Origin of the sequence: Pseudomonas sp. 21615526 (genome assembly GCF_013386245.1) — a bacterium.
Taxonomy (GTDB): Bacteria; Pseudomonadota; Gammaproteobacteria; order Pseudomonadales; family Pseudomonadaceae; genus Aquipseudomonas.
Genome location: NZ_JACAOM010000029.1, coordinates 86130 through 107000 on the forward strand (window position 1 = coordinate 86130; position 20871 = coordinate 107000).

General features: G+C 61.3%; 17 protein-coding genes. 7 read left to right on the forward strand and 10 right to left on the reverse strand.

Features of this window, described 5'->3' with window-relative positions; translation table 11 throughout:
- Positions 1-101: 101 nt before the first annotated feature.
- Entirely contained in the window at positions 102-1442 is a 1341-nt protein-coding gene (locus HX786_RS10160) for an ammonium transporter (protein ID WP_008439352.1), read from the reverse strand.
- Positions 1443-1476: 34 nt separating this feature from the next.
- Positions 1477-1815, reverse strand: a complete 339-nt coding sequence (gene glnK, locus HX786_RS10165; RefSeq protein ID WP_002555808.1) for a P-II family nitrogen regulator — start codon at positions 1813-1815, stop codon at positions 1477-1479.
- A 473-nt stretch (positions 1816-2288) separates the two neighbouring features.
- On the opposite strand from glnK, the gene HX786_RS10170 reads away from it, so the two are divergent.
- Positions 2289-2498, forward strand: a complete 210-nt coding sequence (locus tag HX786_RS10170) for an accessory factor UbiK family protein (protein ID WP_371103568.1) — start codon at positions 2289-2291, stop codon at positions 2496-2498.
- Positions 2499-2550: 52 nt separating this feature from the next.
- Here HX786_RS10170 and cfa read toward each other — a convergent pair whose 3' ends face one another.
- Positions 2551-3633 (reverse strand): cyclopropane fatty acyl phospholipid synthase, encoded by a 1083-nt coding sequence (gene cfa / locus HX786_RS10175; protein WP_003208781.1) that lies wholly within the window; start codon positions 3631-3633, stop codon positions 2551-2553.
- 263 nt (positions 3634-3896) lie between these two features.
- Here cfa and HX786_RS10180 point away from each other — a divergent pair, with 263 nt between their 5' ends.
- Both HX786_RS10180 and HX786_RS10185 read left to right on the forward strand, forming a co-directional pair.
- Positions 3897-4805 (forward strand): LysR family transcriptional regulator, encoded by a 909-nt coding sequence (locus tag HX786_RS10180; RefSeq protein ID WP_177122534.1) that lies wholly within the window; start codon positions 3897-3899, stop codon positions 4803-4805.
- 97 nt (positions 4806-4902) lie between these two features.
- A complete protein-coding gene (locus HX786_RS10185; protein ID WP_087693705.1) occupies positions 4903-6399 on the forward strand; it encodes a YifB family Mg chelatase-like AAA ATPase in 1497 nt (498 codons plus the stop codon).
- Here the strand turns inward: HX786_RS10185 and HX786_RS10190 are convergent.
- The gene (locus tag HX786_RS10190) at positions 6386-6970 is read right to left on the reverse strand and encodes a TetR/AcrR family transcriptional regulator (RefSeq protein ID WP_178912015.1); all 585 of its coding nucleotides are present in this window, start codon (positions 6968-6970) and stop codon (positions 6386-6388) included. The genes HX786_RS10185 and HX786_RS10190 overlap by 14 nt on opposite strands.
- A 115-nt stretch (positions 6971-7085) precedes the next feature.
- On the opposite strand from HX786_RS10190, the gene HX786_RS10195 reads away from it, so the two are divergent.
- Positions 7086-8009: an ABC transporter six-transmembrane domain-containing protein gene (locus tag HX786_RS10195; RefSeq protein ID WP_008439408.1), complete on the forward strand. Its 924-nt coding sequence runs from the start codon at positions 7086-7088 to the stop codon at positions 8007-8009.
- A 117-nt stretch (positions 8010-8126) separates the two neighbouring features.
- Here the strand turns inward: HX786_RS10195 and HX786_RS10200 are convergent, their stop codons facing one another.
- Positions 8127-10103, reverse strand: a complete 1977-nt coding sequence (locus tag HX786_RS10200) for a methyl-accepting chemotaxis protein (RefSeq protein WP_178912016.1) — start codon at positions 10101-10103, stop codon at positions 8127-8129.
- 178 nt (positions 10104-10281) lie between these two features.
- Complete coding sequence (locus HX786_RS10205) at positions 10282-11202, reverse strand: LysR substrate-binding domain-containing protein (protein ID WP_178912017.1); 921 nt, start codon at positions 11200-11202, stop codon at positions 10282-10284.
- 152 nt (positions 11203-11354) lie between these two features.
- Here HX786_RS10205 and HX786_RS10210 point away from each other — a divergent pair, with 152 nt between their 5' ends.
- Positions 11355-12758: a NorM family multidrug efflux MATE transporter gene (locus tag HX786_RS10210; protein ID WP_003208767.1), complete on the forward strand. Its 1404-nt coding sequence runs from the start codon at positions 11355-11357 to the stop codon at positions 12756-12758.
- A 128-nt stretch (positions 12759-12886) separates the two neighbouring features.
- On the opposite strand, the gene HX786_RS10215 is transcribed toward HX786_RS10210, so the two are convergent.
- Positions 12887-14557, reverse strand: a complete 1671-nt coding sequence (locus HX786_RS10215; RefSeq protein ID WP_008439412.1) for a bifunctional diguanylate cyclase/phosphodiesterase — start codon at positions 14555-14557, stop codon at positions 12887-12889.
- A 267-nt stretch (positions 14558-14824) separates the two neighbouring features.
- On the opposite strand from HX786_RS10215, the gene rep reads away from it, so the two are divergent.
- Positions 14825-16834: a DNA helicase Rep gene (gene rep, locus HX786_RS10220; RefSeq protein WP_008439414.1), complete on the forward strand. Its 2010-nt coding sequence runs from the start codon at positions 14825-14827 to the stop codon at positions 16832-16834.
- Between the two features lie 57 nt (positions 16835-16891).
- Positions 16892-17464 carry a xanthine phosphoribosyltransferase gene (locus HX786_RS10225; protein ID WP_008439415.1) on the forward strand — a complete coding sequence of 191 codons (573 nt, stop codon included), beginning with the start codon at positions 16892-16894 and terminating at the stop codon, positions 17462-17464.
- Between the two features lie 130 nt (positions 17465-17594).
- Here the strand turns inward: HX786_RS10225 and HX786_RS10230 are convergent, their stop codons facing one another.
- From HX786_RS10230 to HX786_RS10240, 3 genes are all read right to left on the reverse strand, one after another.
- Positions 17595-19517: an acetyl-CoA hydrolase/transferase C-terminal domain-containing protein gene (locus HX786_RS10230; RefSeq protein ID WP_003208758.1), complete on the reverse strand. Its 1923-nt coding sequence runs from the start codon at positions 19515-19517 to the stop codon at positions 17595-17597.
- Between the two features lie 135 nt (positions 19518-19652).
- A complete protein-coding gene (locus tag HX786_RS10235) occupies positions 19653-20069 on the reverse strand; it encodes a cytochrome c5 family protein (RefSeq protein ID WP_003208757.1) in 417 nt (138 codons plus the stop codon).
- A gap of 182 nt (positions 20070-20251) precedes the next feature.
- Positions 20252-20800, reverse strand: a complete 549-nt coding sequence (locus HX786_RS10240; protein WP_003208755.1) for a cupin domain-containing protein — start codon at positions 20798-20800, stop codon at positions 20252-20254.
- Positions 20801-20871: the final 71 nt, after the last annotated feature.

Consider the following 20871-nt stretch of genomic DNA (forward strand, 5'->3'; position numbering starts at 1 on the left):
GATCCCATCACAAAGTCGCAAAAAAACCCATACACCTTTAGCCACAGACAAACCCAAGGCAAAAAAATGCCCGGCAAGCCGGGCATCTTTTTTTCGCGTACTTACAAGTTGTAGCCGCGCTCGTTGTGTTGCGCCAGATCGAGGCCAACCGCCTCTTCTTCTTCGGTCACCCGCAGGCCCATCACCACGTCCAGCACCTTGAGGATGATGTACGTCACGATAGCGGTGTAGATGACGGTGAAGCCGACGCCTTTGGCCTGAACCCAGACCTGTGCGGCAATGTCGGTAGTAGCGGCGTTGAAGCCACCCATCGACGGTGCGGCGAACACGCCGGTCAGGATCGCGCCGAGGATACCGCCGATACCATGCACGCCGAAGGCGTCCAGGGAGTCGTCGTAGCCCAGTTTGCGTTTCAGGGTAGTGGCGCAGAAGAAGCACACCACACCGGCAGCCAGGCCGATCACCAGGGCACCCATCGGGCCCACGGTGCCAGCGGCTGGGGTGATTGCCACCAGGCCCGCAACCACACCCGAGGCGATGCCCAGTGCGCTTGGCTTACCGTGGGTGACCCACTCGGCGAACATCCAGCCCAGGGCCGCAGCAGCGGTAGCGATCTGGGTCACCAGCATCGCCATGCCGGCAGTGCCGTTGGCCGCAGCAGCGGAGCCCGCGTTGAAGCCGAACCAGCCGACCCACAGCATCGCCGCGCCCACCAGGGTGTAACCGAGGTTGTGCGGGGCCATTGGGGTGGTTGGGAAGCCTTTACGCTTGCCGAGTACCAGGCACGCTACCAGGCCGGCCACACCGGCGTTGATGTGCACCACGGTGCCGCCTGCGAAGTCGAGCACGCCCCAGTCGCCCAGCAACGAACCCGGACCGCCCCATACCATGTGGGCGATCGGTGCGTAGACCAGGGTGAACCAGACGCCCATGAAGATCAGCATCGCGGAGAACTTCATCCGCTCGGCGAATGCACCGACGATCAGCGCCGGGGTGATGATCGCGAAGGTCATCTGGAAGGTCACGAACACGGCCTCAGGGAACAACGCCGCCGGGCCGGTGATGCTGGCCGGGGTCACACCCGAGAGGAACAGTTTGGACAAGCCACCCACAAACGAGTTGAGGTTGACGACGCCTGCTTCCATACCGGTGGTGTCGAACGCCATGCTGTAGCCGTACACGAACCACAGGATGGTGATCAGGCCGGTGATGGCAAAGCACTGCATCATCACGGAAAGAATGTTTTTGGAGCGAACCATGCCGCCGTAGAACAGCGCGAGGCCTGGAATGGTCATGAACAGCACCAGCGCGGTGGACGTGAGCATCCACGCGGTGTCGCCGGAATTGAGGACTGGAGCAGGTACTGGGTCCGCCGCCATGGCCAGGGCCGGCATTACGAGGGACAACAGGGCTCCTAGCCCTGCGAATTTACGCAGAGTCATATTGTTTTCTCCTGGGGCGTTGGGGTTTGGCGGCTTAGATTGCGTCGGTATCGGTTTCGCCGGTACGGATGCGAATAGCCTGTTCCAGATTGACCACGAAGATCTTGCCGTCACCGATCTTGCCGGTGTTGGCGGCCTTGGTTATCGCCTCGATAACCCGGTCAAGATCCTTGTCGTCAATGGCGACATCAATCTTCACCTTTGGCAGGAAATCGACCACGTATTCCGCGCCGCGATACAGCTCGGTGTGACCCTTCTGCCGACCGAAGCCTTTGACCTCAGTAACGGTAATGCCCTGCACGCCGATCTCGGACAGTGACTCGCGTACATCGTCCAACTTGAACGGCTTGATGATGGCAGTGACTAGCTTCATGAAAACTCTCTCCCGAATTGGTGGACTTGCCCCAGGAAAACAAACCCGTCTCAAGTCTAAGCGCAGTGCCTGGCTTTGTAACGCTTCGTCGCCCTGGCATTTGCCATTGCGACGCTCGCTAACCACTGGTGACGAAACATGTACCGCTGGTCCGTCGGCGCACTGCATCGTCACAGCGACTGCATCAGTGCATGGGTCATGATCGTCTAAGCAGAAAGCTTGCCAGCTCCGTAAAAATCACTGAAATCAGTCCTTTGTTCGCCTGTGCCCACCTACCGGGCGCCACGACAGCGAAGATACGCACGAAAACGGTGCGCGACCGCCCGTCCTCATGCGCGAAAAGCGTGCGCCGCAGGGGCTGGAAAAGACTATAGACGCTGCGTGATACACTGCCGGCCAACAGATTTTCCGGACTATTTCCCATGCTCGCGCCCAAAGACCTCCTCGACGCCCTGAGCGGCCACGCCTCCCGCCTGTTCAGCAGCGACACGCCGCTGCCACGCAATGAAATTGAAAGCCAGTTCAAGGCACTGCTGCAAAGCGGTTTCAGCAAGCTGGACCTGGTAAGCCGGGAAGAGTTTGATAGCCAGATGGTGGTGCTGGCGCGCACTCGGGCGCGGTTGGAAAGCCTTGAGGCCAAGGTGGCGGAGCTGGAAGCGCGATTGACGCCTGCCGCCGAATAAGCCGGCCCAACCGGGGCAGGTTTCGCCTGTCCCCGTTAAACCGTTGCAACCCTCAGCTCACCCGCTGATACCCGCCGACAACCCCCTTCTTCGACAATACCCACTGCCACAGCTGGATATCCCGCGCGCGAAACGCCCCTGCACACGACAGCAGGTAATAGCGCCACATCCGGTAGAAACGCTGGCCAAAGGTGTCTGCGAAATCCGGCCACGCCAGTTCGAAGTTTTCGCACCAGGCCATCAGCGTCTTGTCGTAGTCGGCGCCAAAGTTGTGCAAATCCTCGGCAACAAATAACCCGTCCATGGCGTCGCCGATCTGCCCGATCGAAGGCAAATCACCGTTGGGAAAGATGTATTTGTCGATCCACGGATCCGGCGTGCTGTTGCGTTGGTTCTTGCCGATAGTGTGTAGCAGGAACAACCCATCGTCTTTCAGGCAGCGGTTGGCGACCTCCATATACGCCCGATGGTTCTTGCGCCCCACATGCTCGAACATGCCGACACTGGCGATATGGTCGAACTGCTCGTCGATATCCCGATAGTCCTGCAGACGAAACTCGATCGGCAGATGTGAATACTTGGCCCGCCCCCACTCCGCCTGCTCCTTGGAGATGGTCACGCCGACACACTCGACCCCGTAGTGCTCGGCCGCATGGCTCATGAAACTGCCCCAGCCACAGCCGATATCCAGCACGCGCATGCCCGGCTTGAGCCCCAGTTTTTTACAGATCAGGTCCAGCTTGGCGAACTGCGCCTGCTCCAGGGTGGTGGCATCTTTCCAGTAGCCACAGGTGTAGGTCATGCGCGAGTCGAGCATGCGCGCGTAGAAGTCATTGCCGAGGTCGTAATGTGCTTCGCCGACTTGCCAGGCGCGTTTCTTGTTTTGCAGGTTCAGCCAGCGGGAGCTGAACGCGTGAAACAACAAGGTGGCCGGGTTGGCCTGGTCGATCACGCCGGAGCGCATGAGGCGGAAAAAAAACTCATCCAGCGCCTCGGCGTCCCAGCCGCCATCCATGTAGTCTTCGCCAAGGCCCAGATTGCCCTTGGCCAGGGCGAGATCAAATGTGGCACTGTGGTGCAGTTGCATATCGGCAGCCGATGGCCCGTTGACCTCGATCTGCGCCTGCGCCAGCAACTCCTTAACGAAGCGCGCTCCCTGAGACATCTCATCAGAACCGGAAAAAGAATGACGCGTTTTGTTAAGCACAGTTGCTCTCCAGAAATAGCGTTGCCTTTGATTCATACACTGCGAGAAATCTGGCCATGGAAGCGTCTGGCAAGGCCCTTAAGGCGTCATGGAAGCGCTGGCTGGGAACAGATGTAACAAATCTTATCCAGCCATTTTTTAAAGATATAATGAATTAATATTATGAAAACCATGCAAAATTGGAATGCAAGATGGACATCCGGGCGCTCCGTTATTTCGTAGAAGTCGTCGACCAGCAGAGCTTTACCAAAGCCGCTGTGAAGCTGCACCTGACCCAGCCAACAGTCAGCAAGATGGTGCAGCAATTGGAGTCGAGCCTTGGCCTGAAGCTGCTCGACCGCATGGGAAAACGCTTCACCCTGACGGACGCCGGGGAAATTGTGCTCAAGCGCGCCAAGGAAATGATCGCGCTGCACGATGAAATGACGGTAGAGCTGCAAGACTTGCAGCATGTCGGGCGCGGCGCCCTGCGCATGGGGCTTTCGCCCTCTACCCACCTCGCACTGGCGCCGATTTTTGCGGAGTATCACGCCCGTTACCCGAAGATCGAACTGAAACTGTTCGAAAGCGGCGGCAATATCACCATCCAGGATCTGCGCCAGGGCACGCTGGAGTTCGGCACCATCCTGGACTCGCCGCGCGTGGCGGACATCTGGTCCGAATTCGAATCCATGCCCCTGTTCGAATCGCCACTGTGCCTGCTCGCGCCCCATGACTCTCCCTGGCAGGGACGCAGCTCGGTAGAGCTGAGCGAACTGCAAGCCTGCGAATTCATCTTTTACGATGACACCTTCACCCTGAACCAATTCGTACTTGATGCCTGTGCACAAGCCGGTTTTGAGCCGCGGATCAGTGGCCGCAGCAGCCAATGGGACTTTATCGCCTCCCTGGTACGACTGGGCGTGGGCATCACCCTGCTACCCCGGGCATTCTGCGAAACCCTTGATGCGAGCCAGTTCAGCATCGCGGAAATACAGTCGCCGGCCCTGAACTGGCGACTGATGCTGGCGTGGCGTCGGCAGTGCAAGTTGTCGTTTGCGGCGCAGGCGTGGTTGACGTTGGCGAAGGAGTTTCTGTGTGTGCCGCCGTCGAACCGTTAGCGCGATACGTTCTGTAAAACCTCGCCGCCGCGCGCCGCCATCACTCGACTACCCTTGAAAAACCGCAGGAAGCGGCCACTCATTTCAAGGAACCAGCATGTCACTCGCCATCGTCCACAGCCGCGCCCAGATAGGCGTCGAAGCGCCCGCCGTCACTGTCGAGGTGCACATGGCCAACGGCTTGCCGTCGCTGACGCTGGTGGGCCTGCCGGAAACCGCCGTCAAGGAAAGCAAAGACCGCGTGCGCAGCGCCATTCTCAATTCTGCGCTGCAATACCCGTCCCGCCGCATCACCCTCAACCTCGCGCCCGCCGACCTGCCCAAGGACGGCGGGCGTTTTGATTTGGCGATTGCCCTGGGGATTCTCGCCGCCAGCGTGCAGGTACCGGCGCTGACCCTCGATAACGTGGAATGCCTGGGCGAGTTGGCGCTGTCCGGCGAGGTGCGGCCGGTGAAAGGTGTGTTGCCGGCAGCCCTGGCGGCGCGCAAGGTCGGGCGCACCTTGATCGTGCCACGGGCCAATGCCGAGGAAGCCTGCCTGGCTTCGGGGTTGAAGGTGATTGCCGTGGATCACCTGCTGCAAGTGGTGGCGCACCTGAACGGTCACGTGCCGATCGAGCCCTTCGTCTCCAGCGGCCTGATGTACTTGAACAAACCCTACCCCGACCTGAGTGAAGTGCAGGGCCAACTGGCGGCCAAGCGTGCGCTGTTGATCGCTGCGGCGGGCGCCCACAACCTGTTGCTCAGCGGGCCACCGGGCACCGGCAAGACCTTGCTCGCCAGCCGTCTACCAGGGTTGTTGCCGCCCTTGAGTGAACAGGAAGCGCTGGAGGTGGCGGCGATTCAATCGGTGGTCAGCCTGGCACCGCTGAGCCATTGGCCACACCGGCCATTTCGCCAGCCGCATCATTCGGCATCCGGCCCGGCGCTGGTGGGCGGCGGCTCGAAACCGCAGCCGGGGGAAATAACCCTGGCCCATCACGGCGTGTTGTTTCTCGACGAGTTGCCGGAGTTTGATCGCAAAGTCCTGGAGGTGCTGCGTGAGCCGCTGGAGTCCGGGCATATCGTGATTTCCCGCGCCCGCGACCGGGTGCGTTTCCCGGCGCGCTTTCAGTTGGTGGCGGCGATGAACCCCTGCCCTTGCGGCTATGTGGGCGAGCCCAGTGGGCGCTGTCGCTGCACGCCGGAGCAGATCCAGCGCTATCGCAACAAACTCTCGGGGCCGCTGCTGGACCGGATCGACCTGCACGTGACCGTCGCCCGGGAAAGCACCGCGCTGAACCCGGGCATACAGTCCGGTGATGACACCGCCAGCGCCTCCGTCCTCGTCGCCGATGCCCGGGACCGCCAACAACGGCGCCAGGGCTGCGCCAATGCATTTCTCGATCTGCCGGGGCTACGCCAGCACTGCAAACTGAAAAAGGCTGATGAAGGCTGGCTGGAAAGCGCCTGCGAACGGCTGACGCTGTCGTTGCGGGCAGCCCATCGCCTGCTCAAGGTCGCCCGCACCCTGGCCGATCTGGAACAGGTGGAAGCCATCGCCCGCCATCATCTGGCGGAGGCCTTGCAGTACCGCCCTGCTAGCGCGTCCTAGGCAACGCCAGGAGCAGCCCCGCCACTTCCATCACCTCATCCATCACCGCTTCAGCTGACTTAACGGAGGGTTTGAGCAACAAGTCATCGGCATAGCCCATCGCTACGGCAAAGAGTTGTCGCGCAGCGCGCTTGGGCGACTCACAGCGAAACACCTTGGATGCCACACCGTGCTCGATGATCTCGGCGAGCATGGCTTGCCATTGGGCGTTGATCACCAGGTAGGCCTGGGCCAATGGCTCGTCATGCATGGCTTCGTCCCAGGCATCCAGCCACAGCGCCCAACCGGCGTCTGCCGTGGAGGGCAGGCAGTCACGCAGGAAACCTTCGAGGGCTTCCAATGGTGGCAGATCCACCAGCGGCGCCCTCACCTCGTCCAGCTGCTCGTTGGCGAACCGCACGAACGCTTCGCGGCGCAGTTCTTTCCAGTCGCTGAAGTAGTGATAGACGTGGCTGCGGGACAGCCCGGCATGCTCCGCCAGGTCGCGGGTGGAAACATCGGCAAACCCTTTGCTGCGAAACAGCTCCAGGGCGGCGGCGATGATCTGGTCTTTACGGTCGATACGCGACATGAGGCTTTTCCTTCAGGCACCGGCAGATCGACGGCGCTTGCTTTTTGAGCGGTCGCTCAATGATACTTGAGCAGTCGCTCAATAATAGCGTTTATCTCACTCTCGGTGCACCCCCATGTCATCCGTAACACCCCAGATCCTGATCGAAGAAAGCAAAAAGATCGGGCAACAATCCGCCAGCCAAACCCTCAAGGCGATCGCCAAGGCCTATCCCGGCAAGTTGTTCTGCACCTTGTCGCTGGTGGCCCTGGAGAACGCATTGCTGCTGGCCTACCCACTGTTTGCGGGGTTCGCGGTGGACTCGATCATCCGCGGCGATGCCGGCAGCGCGCTGTTCTACGCCGCCGTGGTGCTGGCGTTCTGGGTGGTCGGGGCGGCGCGACGGGCGCTGGATACGCGCACCTTCACCCGTATCTACGCGGACCTGGCGGTGCCGGTGATTCTCAACCAGCGCCTGCAAAACCACAGCACCTCACGGGCGGCTGCGCGGGTGGTGTTGGCGCGGGACTTTGTGGATTTCTTCGAAAAACACGTGCCGATCATCGCGACGGCGCTGGTTTCCATCGTCGGTGCGGCAGTGATGCTGTTGGTGATCGAGCCGTGGATCGGCCTGGCGTGCCTGACCGCGCTGGTGCTGTGCACAACCTTGTTGCCACGTTTCGCCCGGCGCAATCAGGAACTGCATGAGCGCTTGAATGACCGCCTGGAAAAGGAAATCGGCCTGGTGGAAAAGGTCGGCGCACAGACCTTGCAGCGCCACTACCAGGTGCTGTCACGCCTGCGCATCTGGCTGTCGGACCGCGAGGCCGCAGCGTTCCTGTTTATCGGCACGCTGGCGGCGCTGTTGTTTGTGGTCGCCATCAGCCAGTTGGCGCTGTCGCCGGCGGTCAAGGCCGGCCATGTGTATGCGGTGATGACTTACCTGTGGACCTTTGTCAGCAGCCTGGATGAAGCGCCAGGGATGGTTGATCAACTGGCGCGACTCAAGGACATTGGCAAGCGTGTGGACCCGGGGCTGGGCGACCGATCCGACGTTTGACGCGTCGAATCGGCCGTCATCGCGGGCAAGCCCGGCTCCCACAGTGGACCGCGTACTCCAGAACAACACGGTCAACTGTGGGAGCGGGCTTGCCCGCGATGAGGCCCGAACAGTCAATCAACGAAACCGGTCAACCTCATGCCGCAAGCCCGCCGCCAGGGTCTCCAGTTCCTTGGCGGTGATCGCAAGGTTGGACACCACTTCACGCTGCTCGCTGTTGGCCAGGGCGATGCTCTGCAAGTTGCTGCTCAGCAGGGTCGCCGTGCTGCTCTGCTCCTGGGTCGCCGTGGTAATGGCCGCAAACTGCTGGCCCGCCGAGCGGCTTTGCTCGTCGATCCGCGCCAGCGCAGAGGCGACGTCAGCGTTGCGAGCCAGGCCTTCCTGCATCAGCACGTTGCCTTGCTCCATGGTGCTGATGGCGTTGCCGGTTTCCTGCTGGATACTCTGGATCATCCCGGAAATCTCATCCGTGGCCTGACGAGTGCGCGATGCGAGGTTGCGCACTTCATCGGCCACCACCGCAAACCCGCGCCCCTGCTCACCGGCCCGCGCCGCTTCGATGGCTGCGTTGAGCGCCAGCAGGTTGGTCTGTTCGGCAATCGCGGTGATCACTCCGACGATCCCGCCGATTTCCTGGGAGCGCTGACCCAGGGTGTTGATCACCGTGGCCGTGCTGTTCAGCGCGGTGGCGATGTGTTCCAGGGACGACGACGCTTCCTGCATCGAGGTGCGGCCGATCCTGGTTTGCTGGGCGTTGTCCTGGGCCAGGCGCTCGGTGCTGCCCATGTTGTCGGCAATATTCAGCGAGGTGGCGCTGAACTCTTCCACCGCGCCGGCCATGCTGGTGATCTCGCCGGACTGTTGCTCCATGCCTTCGTACGCACCGCCGGACAACCCCGACAGTGCCTGGGCGCGGCTGTTCACGTCTTCAGCCGCCTTGCGGATATGCGACACCATGGTCGACAGCGCTTCGCCCATCTGGTTGAAACTGCGGGCTAGTTGGCCGATTTCATCATGGCTGGAAACGTTCAGCCGTGCGCTCAAATCACCGGCGCCCAGGGCTTCGGCCTGACGCACCAGGTCGCCCAATGGCTGCAACTTGCTGCGCAGCAACCAGACCGCCGCGCCCACCGCCAGCAGCATCGCGAGCAAGCTGCCGATCGCCAGGCGAATCCCCACCGACCAGGTCACCGCGCGAATTTCGGCTTTCGGCATGCTCGCCACCACCGACCACGGGCCGCCTTCAAACGGCACGGCAACGCTGTAGAAATCTTCGTTCTTGTCGCTCCAGAAACGGCCTTTTCCAGGTTTGGCGGCCAGGTCGAGCATCACCGGAATCGACTGATCCAGCGCCTGCACGCCAGCGGGCGGTACCAGCCAGTGCTTCTGTTCGTCCAGCAGCGCCAGGGAACCGGTCTGGCCGATGCGGAAACGCTTGAGGTTGTCGAACTGGGCGTTCTGCGCATCGGTGTAGTCGAAGCCGACAAACAGCACCGCAATCACTTTGCCGCTGGCGTCCCGCACCGGGCTGTACTGGGTCATGTAGGAGCGATCGAACAATACCGCACGGCCAACGTAGCCCTGCCCGCCCAGCAAGCGTTGATAGGCCGGATGCTGGTGATCCAGCGCCGTACCGATGGCGCGGCTGCCATCCTGCTTGGTCAGGGAGGTGCTGACGCGGATAAAGTCCTCGCCGCTGCGTACGAACAAGGTCGCCACGCCGCCGGACATCTGCTTGAACTCATCGACTTCAGCGAAGTTGTTGTTGAGCACTTCCTCGCCCAGGTACAGGCCCGGCGTCTGCACGCCCGCCACCGTCACCGGTTGCTCAGGGCGCGTACTCAAGCCGGCGCTGAAGCGCTTTTCAAACAGCCCGCTCAAACGCTGGGTACTTTCGCGCAAGGTGCTGTGGAAGGTATTGAGCTGGTCGGCCAGCAAGCGGGCCTCGCTGGCCAGGTGCTCCTCGCGGGTGTCGAGGTTGGCGGAATCCAGCGAACGCAACGCGAATACCGTGCTGCCGCTGATGACGACAGCCAGTATCACGGCGAGGGCAAGCCCCAGTTGAGAGGCAATCCGGGCGCGAGGTTGAGACATGAAGGCTCCTGGCCGAGGCCAGGATCATCCTGATCTCATAGCGCTGCTCGGCAAAATTCTAATAGGGGAAACGTTGCAGAACGGTAGTTCCAACAACCCTACTTCGGCGGGTAGGCTCAATACTTGAGCGAATCACAGGGGTATCGCGCAAACGATTGCTGGCCGGTGCGCAATCCACTCAGTCGAGGCGCTCGACCTGGGGCAATTCCATGGCCTGCACTTCGCCCTGGAGAAAGTCACCCAGCCGTCGCAAACGCTCGCCACCCGGCCGGGTCTTCGGCCACACCAGATAGTAATTTTCCCCACTGGCCACAGCGGTGGGCCATGGCAGGCTCAGGCGGCCCTGGGCCACGTCTTCGGCCACCATCAGCAAGTCGCCCATGGACACGCCGTACCCTCGGGCGGCGGCGATCATGCCCAACTCCAAGGTGTCGAACACCTGCCCGCCCTTGAGCGAAACCTGGGATGACAGCCCCATGCGCTCCAGCCAGTTGCGCCAGTCACGCCGGTCCGGCGTCGGGTGGAGCAGCTCGGCAGAGGCCAGGCGTGCAACGTTCCAGGGTCCGTCGCTCAACAGGTTCGGCGCGCCCACCGGAATCAGCAACTCCGGAAACAGGTAGCTGGCTTCCCAGTCCGGCGGGAAATGCCCGTTGCTCAGCAACACCGCGCAATCGAATGGTTCCTGGTTGAAATCCACCTCATCGACGCTCATCCAGGCGCTGGTCAGTTGCACTTCATTGCCCGGCTGCAGGTGCCGGAAGCGACTGAGCCGCGCCAGCAGCCAGCGCATGGTCAGCGTGGACGGCGCCTTCATGCGCAGGATGTCGTCCTCGGCATTCAAGGTATGGCAGGCGCGCTCCAGGGCCGCAAAGCCTTCACGCACGCCCGGCAGCAACAGGCGCGCTGCCTCGGTGAGTTGCAAGGTGCGGCCGCTGCGCTGGAACAGGCGGCAGGCGAAATGCTCTTCCAGGGTACGAATGTGCCGGCTCACCGCACTTTGGGTGATCGACAACTCTTCCGCCGCCCGGGTGAACGAGTTGTAGCGGGACGCAGCTTCAAACGCGCGCAAGGCGTAAAGAGGAGGAAGACGACGAGACATGGCGAAAACTCCGACGGCGCAATATCGAAACCCTACCAGAATCATTCAGGCATGAGTTTTAATCATGCGAACCATCGGATTTATCCCTTTGTGCAATGCGCTGTGAGCGCCGAGAATCAACCCTTCCACCCTTCCCTGACTTTTTGAGCGTGATGATCATGCAGCATCCGGCACGTACCGAACTCTGGGCCATTCTGCGGCTGTCAGGGCCGCTGATTGCCTCACAGTTGGCCCACATGCTGATGGTGCTGACCGACACCCTGATGATGGCCCGCCTGAGCCCCGAGGCCCTGGCCGGCGGCGGCCTGGGGGCGGCGAGCTATTCGTTCGTGTCGATTTTCTGCATCGGCGTGATCGCTGCCGTGGGCACGCTGGTCGCGATCCGCCAGGGCGCCGGCGACATCGAAGGCGCCACCCGCCTGACCCAGGCCGGGCTATGGCTGGCCTGGTTGATGGCGCTGGTGGCTGGTTTGCTGCTATGGAACCTCAAGCCAGTGCTGCTGATGTTCGGCCAGACCGAAACCAACGTCGCGTCCGCCGGCCAGTTCCTGACCATCCTGCCGTTCGCCCTGCCCGGCTACCTGACGTTCATGGCGCTACGCGGCTTCACCAGCGCTATCGGCAAGGCCACGCCGGTGATGGTGATCAGCCTGTGCGGCACGGTGATCAACTACCTGCTCAACCACGCGTTGATCGAAGGCATGTTCGGCCTGCCGAAACTCGGGCTGGTGGGCATTGGCCTGGTCACCGCCATCGTTGCCAACTGCATGGCGTTGGCGTTGATCTGGTACATCAAATACAACCGTGCGTACGATGCCTACCCGCTGCGCAAGGGTCTGCTGCGGCCCAACCTGCATTACCTGCGGGAACTGTGGCGCCTGGGCCTGCCGATTGGTGGCACCTATGCGGTGGAAGTCGGGCTGTTTGCGTTCGCCGCGCTGTGCATGGGCACCATGGGCAGCACGCAGTTGGCTGCGCACCAGATCGCCCTGCAGATCGTGTCGGTGGCGTTCATGGTGCCGGCGGGCATGTCGTACGCGATCACCATGCGTATCGGCCAGCATTATGGTGCCGGGCAGTTGCTGGAAGCGCGGCTGGCCGGGCGAGTTGGCATAGGCTTTGGCGCAGTGGTGATGCTGGGCTTTGCAGCGGTGCTGTGGTTGTTCTCGCACCAACTGATCAGCCTGTTCCTCGACCAGCATGACCCGGCGTTTCGCGACGTGATCAACCTCGCCGTCAGCCTGCTGGCGGTGGCCGCATGGTTTGAGCTGTTCGACGGCGTGCAGACCATCGCCATGGGCTGCATTCGCGGACTCAAGGATGCCAAGACCACCTTCCTGGTCGGGCTGGGTTGCTACTGGCTGATCGGCGCACCGGCCGCATGGTTGATGGCGTTCAATCTCGGCTGGGGGCCGACGGGCGTTTGGTGGGGCCTGGCCCTGGGCCTGGCGTGCGCGGCAGTCAGCCTGACCTGGGCGTTTGAACGGAAGATGAAGCGGATGATTCGCCAGGAGCCTGAAACCCACCAAGGATTTCAAGCCGCGCAGCCGGAGTAACGGCTGTACTCGGTCAAATGTGGGAGCGGGCTTGCTCGCGAATGCGGTGGGTCAGCCATGCATTGGTTGGCTGAAATACCGCATTCGCGAGCAAGCCCGCTCCCACATTTTTGATCGGGTTCACAACATCAGATCACGCCGCCCACCAGTTCCTGGCTGTCACCAAACGTCAGGTAGTCCACCAGTTCCGCCAACGGCAACGGCTTGCTGATCAGGTAACCCTGGGCCTGATCGCAGCCGAACAACCGCAGCAACGCCAGTTGCTCGGCGGTTTCCACGCCCTCGGCGACCACTTCCAGGTTCAGGTTATGAGCCAGGTTGATCATGGCGTGCACCAGCTTGCGATTCTCTTCGCGCTCTTCCATGCCGCCGACAAAGCTCTTGTCGATCTTCAGCAAGGCAATCGGCAGGCTGTTGAGGTGCACGAACGACGAAAAGCCGGTGCCAAAGTCATCCAGGGAAAAGCGCACACCCAGGCGGCCCAGCGCATCCATGGTCTGCTTGACCAGGTCGCTGCGGCGCATCACGGCGGTTTCCGTCAGCTCAAATTCCAGCCACTGGGCTTCCACGCCGCGCTCGGCAATCAGCCGGCTGAGGGTGCTGAGCAGTTGGCTGTCCTGAAACTGGCGGAACGACAGGTTGACCGCCATGTGCAACGGCGCAATCCCGCGTTCGCGCAGGTCCTGCATGTCGCGCAGGGCCCGGGAAATCACCCAGTAGCCCAGCGGCACGATCAAGCCGCTCTGCTCGGCCAGCGGCACGAACTCGCTCGGCGGCAACAGGCCGCGCTCACCGTGGCGCCAGCGCACCAGTGCTTCCAGGCCGACGATATGCCCATCGTCGAGGTCCAGGCGGGGCTGGTAATGCAGCTCCAGTTCGTCACGGCGCAACGCCCGGCGCAGCTCGCTTTCAAGGTCGGCGAGGCTGCGGGCATTGCGGTTGATGCGTTCGTTGAAGATATGAAAGGTGCAGCCCTGGGTGCTTTTGGCTTGCTGCATGGCGATGTGGGCGTGCCACATCAACGGGTCGGCGCCAGCCTTGGCGCGGGCATGGGCCACGCCGAGGCTGCAACCGATCAGCAGGCTTTCGCCATCGACCCAATAGGGTTCGGCCATGGCTTCGACGATGCGCTCGGCCATCCATTCGGCGCGCTGGGGCGCACGGCGGGTATCGATCAGCAGGGCAAATTCGTCGCTGCCCAGGCGCGCCAGTTGATCGCCGGCCTCCAGCTGGCTCTTGAGCCGCGAGACCACTTGCAGGATCAGCCGGTCGCCGGCCTGGTGGCCGAGGGCGTCGTTGGCGTGACGGAAGTTGTCCAGGTCGAGGTGGCCGAGGGCAACGCCACGGCCTTCGTTTTCCGCCAGGCGGGCGGTCAACAGCGTCTGGAAGCCCTGGCGGTTGGCGATACCGGTCAGCGGGTCCTGTTCGGCCAGGCGTTGCAGGGTGTTTTCCAGCACACCGCGCTCGCGCACATGCCGCAGGCAACGGCGCAATGTATCGACATCCAATGCATTCAGGATCAGCCAGTCGCTGACGCCGAGGGGCGAAACCAGGGGTTCCTCTTCCAACAGCAATACCGTTGGCAAGCTGCAGCGACCGGGGCCGGGCTGAAGGTTGGCCGTGGTCAACAGCACCGCGCTGTGATCGTCGTCGAACAGGTTGCTCACAGACTCCCAGTTTGGCGCGCTGATCAGCACAGCTCCGTCGCCCATCGGCGCCAGGCACTCGCGCAATAACGCTGCCCACGCTGGCTCATCGGCCAGTAGCAGCAAACGCAAGGGTTCGACAGGCGTAGACAAGCTAGCTCCCTAGACTCTGCAAAATTTCGTTGGCGGCGGGCATTATGACGTGCGCCCCGATAATGACCAATGATATGGGTTATCAAATGCGCACTGTGCAGCTCTAGACCGAACAATAGTCCTAAATACCCTGCACATCCTGCGGCAAAGTAACAAAACCGGCAAATTTAGATCGAGTGGTACGTCACACTGTCGTTCAGAGGCAGCAGAATCTTGCCAGCCTGTTAAAATGCCCGCCCTTTTGATCAATGACCTCCTGAATTTCGTATGTCCCGACTCAATCCCCGGCAGCAAGAAGCCGTGAACTACGTCGGCGGCCCTCTATTGGTGCTCGCCGGTGCCGGTTCCGGCAAGACCAGCGTGATCACCCGCAAGATCGCGCACCTGATCCAGAGCTGTGGCATCCGTGCCCAGTACATCGTCGCCATGACCTTTACCAACAAGGCGGCGCGGGAAATGAAAGAGCGCGTCGGCACCCTGCTCAAGGGTGGCGAAGGCCGTGGCCTCACCGTGTGTACCTTCCACAACCTGGGGCTGAACATCATCCGCAAGGAGCACGTGCGGTTGGGCTACAAGCCGGGCTTCTCGATCTTTGACGAGACAGACGTCAAGGCGCTGATGACCGACATCATGCAGAAGGAATACGCGGGCGACGACGGCGTCGACGAGATCAAGAACATGATCGGCTCGTGGAAAAACGACCTGATCCTGCCCGCCGAAGCCCTGGAAGCTGCGCGCAACCCCAAGGAGCAGACTGCCGCCATTGTCTACACCCACTACCAGCGCACGCTCAAGGCGTTCAACGCAGTGGACTTCGACGACCTGATCCTGCTGCCGGTGAAGCTGTTCCAGGAACATGCCGACATCCTCGAAAAGTGGCAGAACAAAGTCCGCTACCTGCTGGTGGACGAATACCAGGACACCAACGCCAGCCAATACCTGCTGGTGAAGCTGCTGATCGGCAAGCGCAACCAGTTCACCGTGGTGGGCGATGACGACCAGTCGATCTACGCCTGGCGCGGCGCCCGCCCGGAAAACCTGATGTTGCTCAAGGACGACTACCCGTCCCTGAAAGTCGTGATGCTGGAGCAGAACTACCGCTCCACCAGCCGCATCCTGCGTTGCGCCAACGTGCTGATCTCCAACAACCCCCACGAGTTTGAAAAGCAACTGTGGAGCGAGATGGGCCACGGCGACGAGATCCGCGTGATCCGCTGCCGCAACGAAGACGCCGAAGCCGAGCGCGTGGCCGTCGAACTGCTCACGCTGCACCTGCGCACCGACCGGCCCTACAGCGATTTCGCGATCCTGTACCGCGGCAACTACCAGGCCAAGCTGATCGAGCTGAAGCTGCAGCACCACCAGATTCCTTATCGCCTGTCGGGCGGCAACAGCTTTTTCGGACGCCAGGAAGTGAAAGACCTGATGGCCTACTTCCGGCTGATCGTGAACCCGGACGACGACAACGCCTTCCTGCGGGTGATCAACGTCCCACGCCGGGAAATCGGTTCGACTACCCTGGAAAAGCTCGGCAACTACGCCACCGAACGCAAGATCTCGATGTACGCCGCCACCGACGAAATCGGCCTGGGCGAGCACCTCGACACTCGTTTCACCGACCGCCTGGCGCGCTTCAAGCGCTTCATGGACAAGGTGCGCGAGCAGTGCGCCGGCGAAGACCCGATCAGCGCCCTGCGCAGCATGGTCATGGACATCGACTACGAGAACTGGCTGCGCACCAACAGCTCCAGCGACAAGGCTGCCGATTACCGCATGGGCAACGTGTGGTTCCTGATCGAGGCGTTGAAAAATACCCTGGAGAAGGACGAAGAAGGCGAGATGACCGTCGAGGACGCCATCGGCAAGCTGGTGCTGCGGGACATGCTTGAACGCCAGCAGGAAGAGGAAGACGGCGCCGAAGGCGTGCAGATGATGACCTTGCATGCGTCCAAGGGCCTGGAATTCCCCTACGTGTTCATCATGGGCATGGAAGAGGAAATCCTCCCGCACCGCTCCAGCATCGAAGCCGACACCATCGAGGAAGAACGGCGCCTGGCCTACGTGGGCATTACCCGCGCGCGTCAGACATTGGCCTTCACCTTTGCCGCCAAGCGCAAGCAGTACGGCGAGATCATCGATTGTGCCCCCAGCCGGTTCCTCGACGAACTGCCGCCGGACGACCTGGCCTGGGAAGGCAACGACGACACACCGACCGAAGTCAAAGCCGTTCGCGGCAACACCGCCCTGGCGGATATACGCGCGATGTTAAAGCGCTAGAATCGACTACTTTTTAATCTACTTTCGGCGCGTGTTGCGCCAACAGAGGAAGCTTTCGTGGAAGCACTGCACAAGAAAATTCGCGAAGAAGGCATCGTGCTTTCCGATCAGGTACTCAAGGTCGACGCCTTTCTGAACCACCAGATCGACCCGGCGCTGATGAAACTGATCGGTGACGAGTTCGCTGCGTTGTTCAAGGATTCGGGGATCACCAAGATCGTCACCATCGAAGCCTCGGGCATTGCACCGGCGATCATGACCGGCCTGAACCTCGGCGTGCCGGTGATTTTCGCCCGCAAGCAACAGTCCCTGACCCTGACCGAAAACCTGCTGTCGGCGACGGTGTATTCCTTCACCAAGAAAACCGAAAGCACCGTGGCGATTTCCCCGCGCCACCTGACCAGCAGCGACCGCGTGCTGATCATCGATGACTTCCTGGCCAACGGTAAGGCGTCCCAGGCGCTGATCTCGATCATCAAACAGGCCGGCGCGACCGTTGCAGGTTTGGGGATTGTGATCGAGAAGTCGTTCCAGGGCGGCCGTGCGGAGCTGGATGCCCAGGGTTACCGGGTTGAGTCGCTGGCGCGGGTGCAGTCGTTGGCGGGTGGGGTTGTGACCTTTATCGAGTAATCGGTGCGGGCACGGTTAAACATGTGGGAGCGGGCTTGCTCGCGAAAGCGGTGTGTCAGTCACCGGATAGGTCGACTGATCCACCGCTTTCGCGAGCAAGCCCGCTCCCACATTTGATCTCCTGTGTTTGTTAGTGCGCGGTAGCTTGTAGGCCCGCTAGCAACAGGCGCTGATACAAGTCCTCCTTCAACCCCTCCGGCTTATCCAGTCGCATCCGTACCAAATGCTCGGGAAACGCTTCCGGCTCCGGTGCATCCAGCGCCGCCTTGCCCAGCTCCAGAATCTCCGTCAGCTTGAATTTGCTCTTGAGCCAGTTCAACGCCCGCAACAAATCCCGCTCTTCATCGGTGAAGTCACTGCCCAGCGGATACTCCGGGAACAGCCGTGGATGCCGCGCCTGAATCCCCTGCAGACGCTCCGGCGTGTTGTCGGCAAACCGCGGATCCAGCTGGAAATCCTTCGGCAACTTCCCGGCCTTCTGCGCCTGTTCGATCAAATCTTCCTGGAACCGTGAGTCGGTGATATTCAGCAGCGCCTCGATCACCCTGGCATCAGTCTGCCCGCGTAAATCCGCGATGCCGTATTCGGTGATGACGATGTCTCGCAGGTGCCGGGGAATCGTGCAGTGCCCGTATTCCCAGACGATATTGGAACTGACCTCGCCGCCCGATTCGCGCCAGCTGCGCAGGATCAGGATCGAGCGCGCGCCTTCCAGCGCATGGCCCTGGGCGACAAAGTTGTATTGCCCGCCAACACCGCTGAGCACGCGGCCGTCTTCCAACTGGTCGGCCACGCCCGCGCCCAACAGGGTCACGGTAAACGCGCTGTTGATGAAGCGCGCATCCAGGCGCTGCAAACGCTTGAGTTCTTCCTGGCCGTACAGCTCGTTGATGTAGCTGATGCGGGTCATGTTGAATTCCAGGCGCTTGCTCTGTGGCAAGTCCCGCAAACGCTCGTAAAAGCTACGAGGCCCGAGGAAGAAGCCGCCATGCACCGAGATGCCGTCGGTCTGTGCCGCTTCGTCCAGGGTGCCGGCGTTGGCCCGCTCCTGGGTCGCGACGTCCGGGTATACCTTGCGCCGCACAATCCCGGCATCGGCCAGCACCAGCAGGCCGTTGACGAACATTTCGCTGCAACCGTACAGCCCACGGGCGAAAGGCGCGACGCCGCCTTCGTGGCTGATCAGCGGTGCCCATTGGTACACATCCAGGTCGGTGAGCAACAGGCGATACGCCTCGTTATCGGCCTGGCGCGCCAGCAAGGCCGCAGTCAGTGCATCGCCCATGGAGCCGATGCCGATCTGCAAGGTGCCGCCGTCGCGCACCAGGGTGCTGGCGTGCAAACCGATAAAGTGATCCTGGAAACCCACCGGCATGTTCGGGGTGGAGAACAGCGTGGTGCTGTCCTTCTCGTCGATCAGGAAGTCGAACTCATCCATGCCCAGCTCGGCGTCGCCGGGCATGTAGGGCAAATCACTGTGAACCTGGCCCACCACCAGGATGGTTTCACCGGCTTCGCGGCGCTTGGCGATCATCGGCAACAGGTCGAGGGTGATGTCGGGGTTGCAGCTCAGGCTCAGGCGATCCGGATGTTCAGCGCTGCTGGCCACCAATTGCGCGACGAGGTTCAGGCCGGCGGCATTGATATCACGGGCAGCGTGGCTGTAGTTGCTGCTGACGTAATCCTGCTGCGCCGAAAGGCTGTGAAGCAAACTGCCGGGCTGCATGAAGAACTGCTGCACGTGAATGTTCGACGGCAGGCTGTCCTTGCGCAGTGCGGCGAGGAAGTCCAGCTCGGGATAGTCACCGAAGACCCGTTCGATAAAGGGCTCGAGAAAGCGCTTCTGCAAACCATCGCCCAAGGTAGGGCGACCCAGGGCCAGGGCTGTGTAGATGGTCAGCGCCCGGTCCGGCAACTTGGCGATACGCCGGTACAGCGCGTTGACGAACAGGTTGGGTTTGCCCAGGCCCAGGGGCATGCCCATGTGAATATGCGCCGGCAGCCGTGCCAGTACGTCGTCGACTGCTTGCTCGATTGAACACAACTGCACCATCCGACTTCTCCCGAACATTCCATGAATTGGGGTTGGACCGAGCTTGCCGGGTCTTTGCTGCAAAGAACAGCCTCAAAAGGCAAATCGCGGGCACAAAAAAGCCGCTGGTCAGCGGCTCTTTTGGCGAAGATCGGTTTATTTCAGACCCGACATCTTCTCGATCGCGCCTTTAAGCTCGGCATCCGAGCAATCGGCGCAGGTGCCTTTTGGCGGCATGGCGTTCAGACCGGTAATGGCCTTGGCCAGCAGGCCATCGAGGCCACCCTGATGGTCCGCGCGGTCTTTCCAGGCGGCGGTGTCACCGATTTTCGGTGCGCCCAACAGGCCGGTACCGTGGCAAGCGTTGCAGTGCTTGGCGATTACGTCATCCGGCGATTTCGCACCGCCGCCGCCGCCCGCAGCCACTGCCACTTCCATCCCCTTGCACTCTTGCCCCTGGACGCACACCTGGCCTACAGGCTCCAGGCGCTTGGCAATTTCATCATTGGTCGCAGCTTGAGCGCTGACAGCCCATAGGGCCAGTACGGTTGCTGGTGCAGCCAGCATTTTCATAATTAGGTTCACGCGTTCACCCTCAATGGTGGCTATTCACGCCTGCGGCCACGGTTTCGCAGGCGGCGAAAGTATAACGGTTAGCCCGCCCCGCCGAAACAACCCTATTAACCAAGGGGAGATTCAGCAAGACAGAATGCTGCTACGGGCGTCTCTGCGACATAGGCAGGACGCCTCTTTTCTTAAAAGTTCGCGGGTGTGGCTGCGCTGATTAGTCGCGCCGGCACTTCGAACGGATTGCGAAAACGGTGCGGCTTGGTGCTTTCAAAGTAGTAGCTATCGCCGGCTTCGAGCACAAAAGTTTCAAGGCCGACCACCAGCTCCAGGCGACCTTCCACCAGGATCCCGGTTTCCTCGCCCTCATGGGTGAGCATCTCTTCGCCGGTATCAGCACCTGGCGGGTAGATCTCGTTGAGGAACGCAATCGCCCGGCTCGGATGCGCGCGGCCCACCAGTTTCATGGTGACGGCGCCGTCGGAGATATCGATCAGCTCATTGGCTTTATAGACGATCTGGGTCGGTTTTTCCTGGAGGATCTCCTCGGAAAAGAACTCCACCATCGACATGGGAATGCCGCCCAGCACCTTGCGCAAGGAGCTGATGGAGGGGCTGACACTGTTTTTTTCGATCATCGAAATGGTGCTGTTGGTGACGCCCGCGCGCTTGGCTAGCTCACGCTGGGAAAGACCTTTCAGTTTACGGATGGATTGCAGTCGTTCGCCGACGTCCAATGCAGGAGCCTCCTAGGATTCAGGCGTTGTTGTAATTGAGCGTTATCATGGCGACAGCGTTCAGTATTTAC

Coding starts and splice junctions, on each gene's coding strand:
- HX786_RS10230 (WP_003208758.1), bottom strand. CDS start 19,517: ATGGTGCAGTTGTGTTCAATCGAGCAAGCAGTCGACGACGTACTGGCA.
- HX786_RS10210 (WP_003208767.1), top strand. CDS start 11,355: ATGATCATGCAGCATCCGGCACGTACCGAACTCTGGGCCATTCTGCGG.
- HX786_RS10190 (WP_178912015.1), bottom strand. CDS start 6,970: ATGTCGCGTATCGACCGTAAAGACCAGATCATCGCCGCCGCCCTGGAG.
- HX786_RS10195 (WP_008439408.1), top strand. CDS start 7,086: ATGTCATCCGTAACACCCCAGATCCTGATCGAAGAAAGCAAAAAGATC.
- HX786_RS10160 (WP_008439352.1), bottom strand. CDS start 1,442: ATGACTCTGCGTAAATTCGCAGGGCTAGGAGCCCTGTTGTCCCTCGTA.
- rep (WP_008439414.1), top strand. CDS start 14,825: ATGTCCCGACTCAATCCCCGGCAGCAAGAAGCCGTGAACTACGTCGGC.
- HX786_RS10205 (WP_178912017.1), bottom strand. CDS start 11,202: ATGTCTCGTCGTCTTCCTCCTCTTTACGCCTTGCGCGCGTTTGAAGCT.
- HX786_RS10235 (WP_003208757.1), bottom strand. CDS start 20,069: ATGAAAATGCTGGCTGCACCAGCAACCGTACTGGCCCTATGGGCTGTC.
- HX786_RS10200 (WP_178912016.1), bottom strand. CDS start 10,103: ATGTCTCAACCTCGCGCCCGGATTGCCTCTCAACTGGGGCTTGCCCTC.
- glnK (WP_002555808.1), bottom strand. CDS start 1,815: ATGAAGCTAGTCACTGCCATCATCAAGCCGTTCAAGTTGGACGATGTA.
- HX786_RS10185 (WP_087693705.1), top strand. CDS start 4,903: ATGTCACTCGCCATCGTCCACAGCCGCGCCCAGATAGGCGTCGAAGCG.
- HX786_RS10180 (WP_177122534.1), top strand. CDS start 3,897: ATGGACATCCGGGCGCTCCGTTATTTCGTAGAAGTCGTCGACCAGCAG.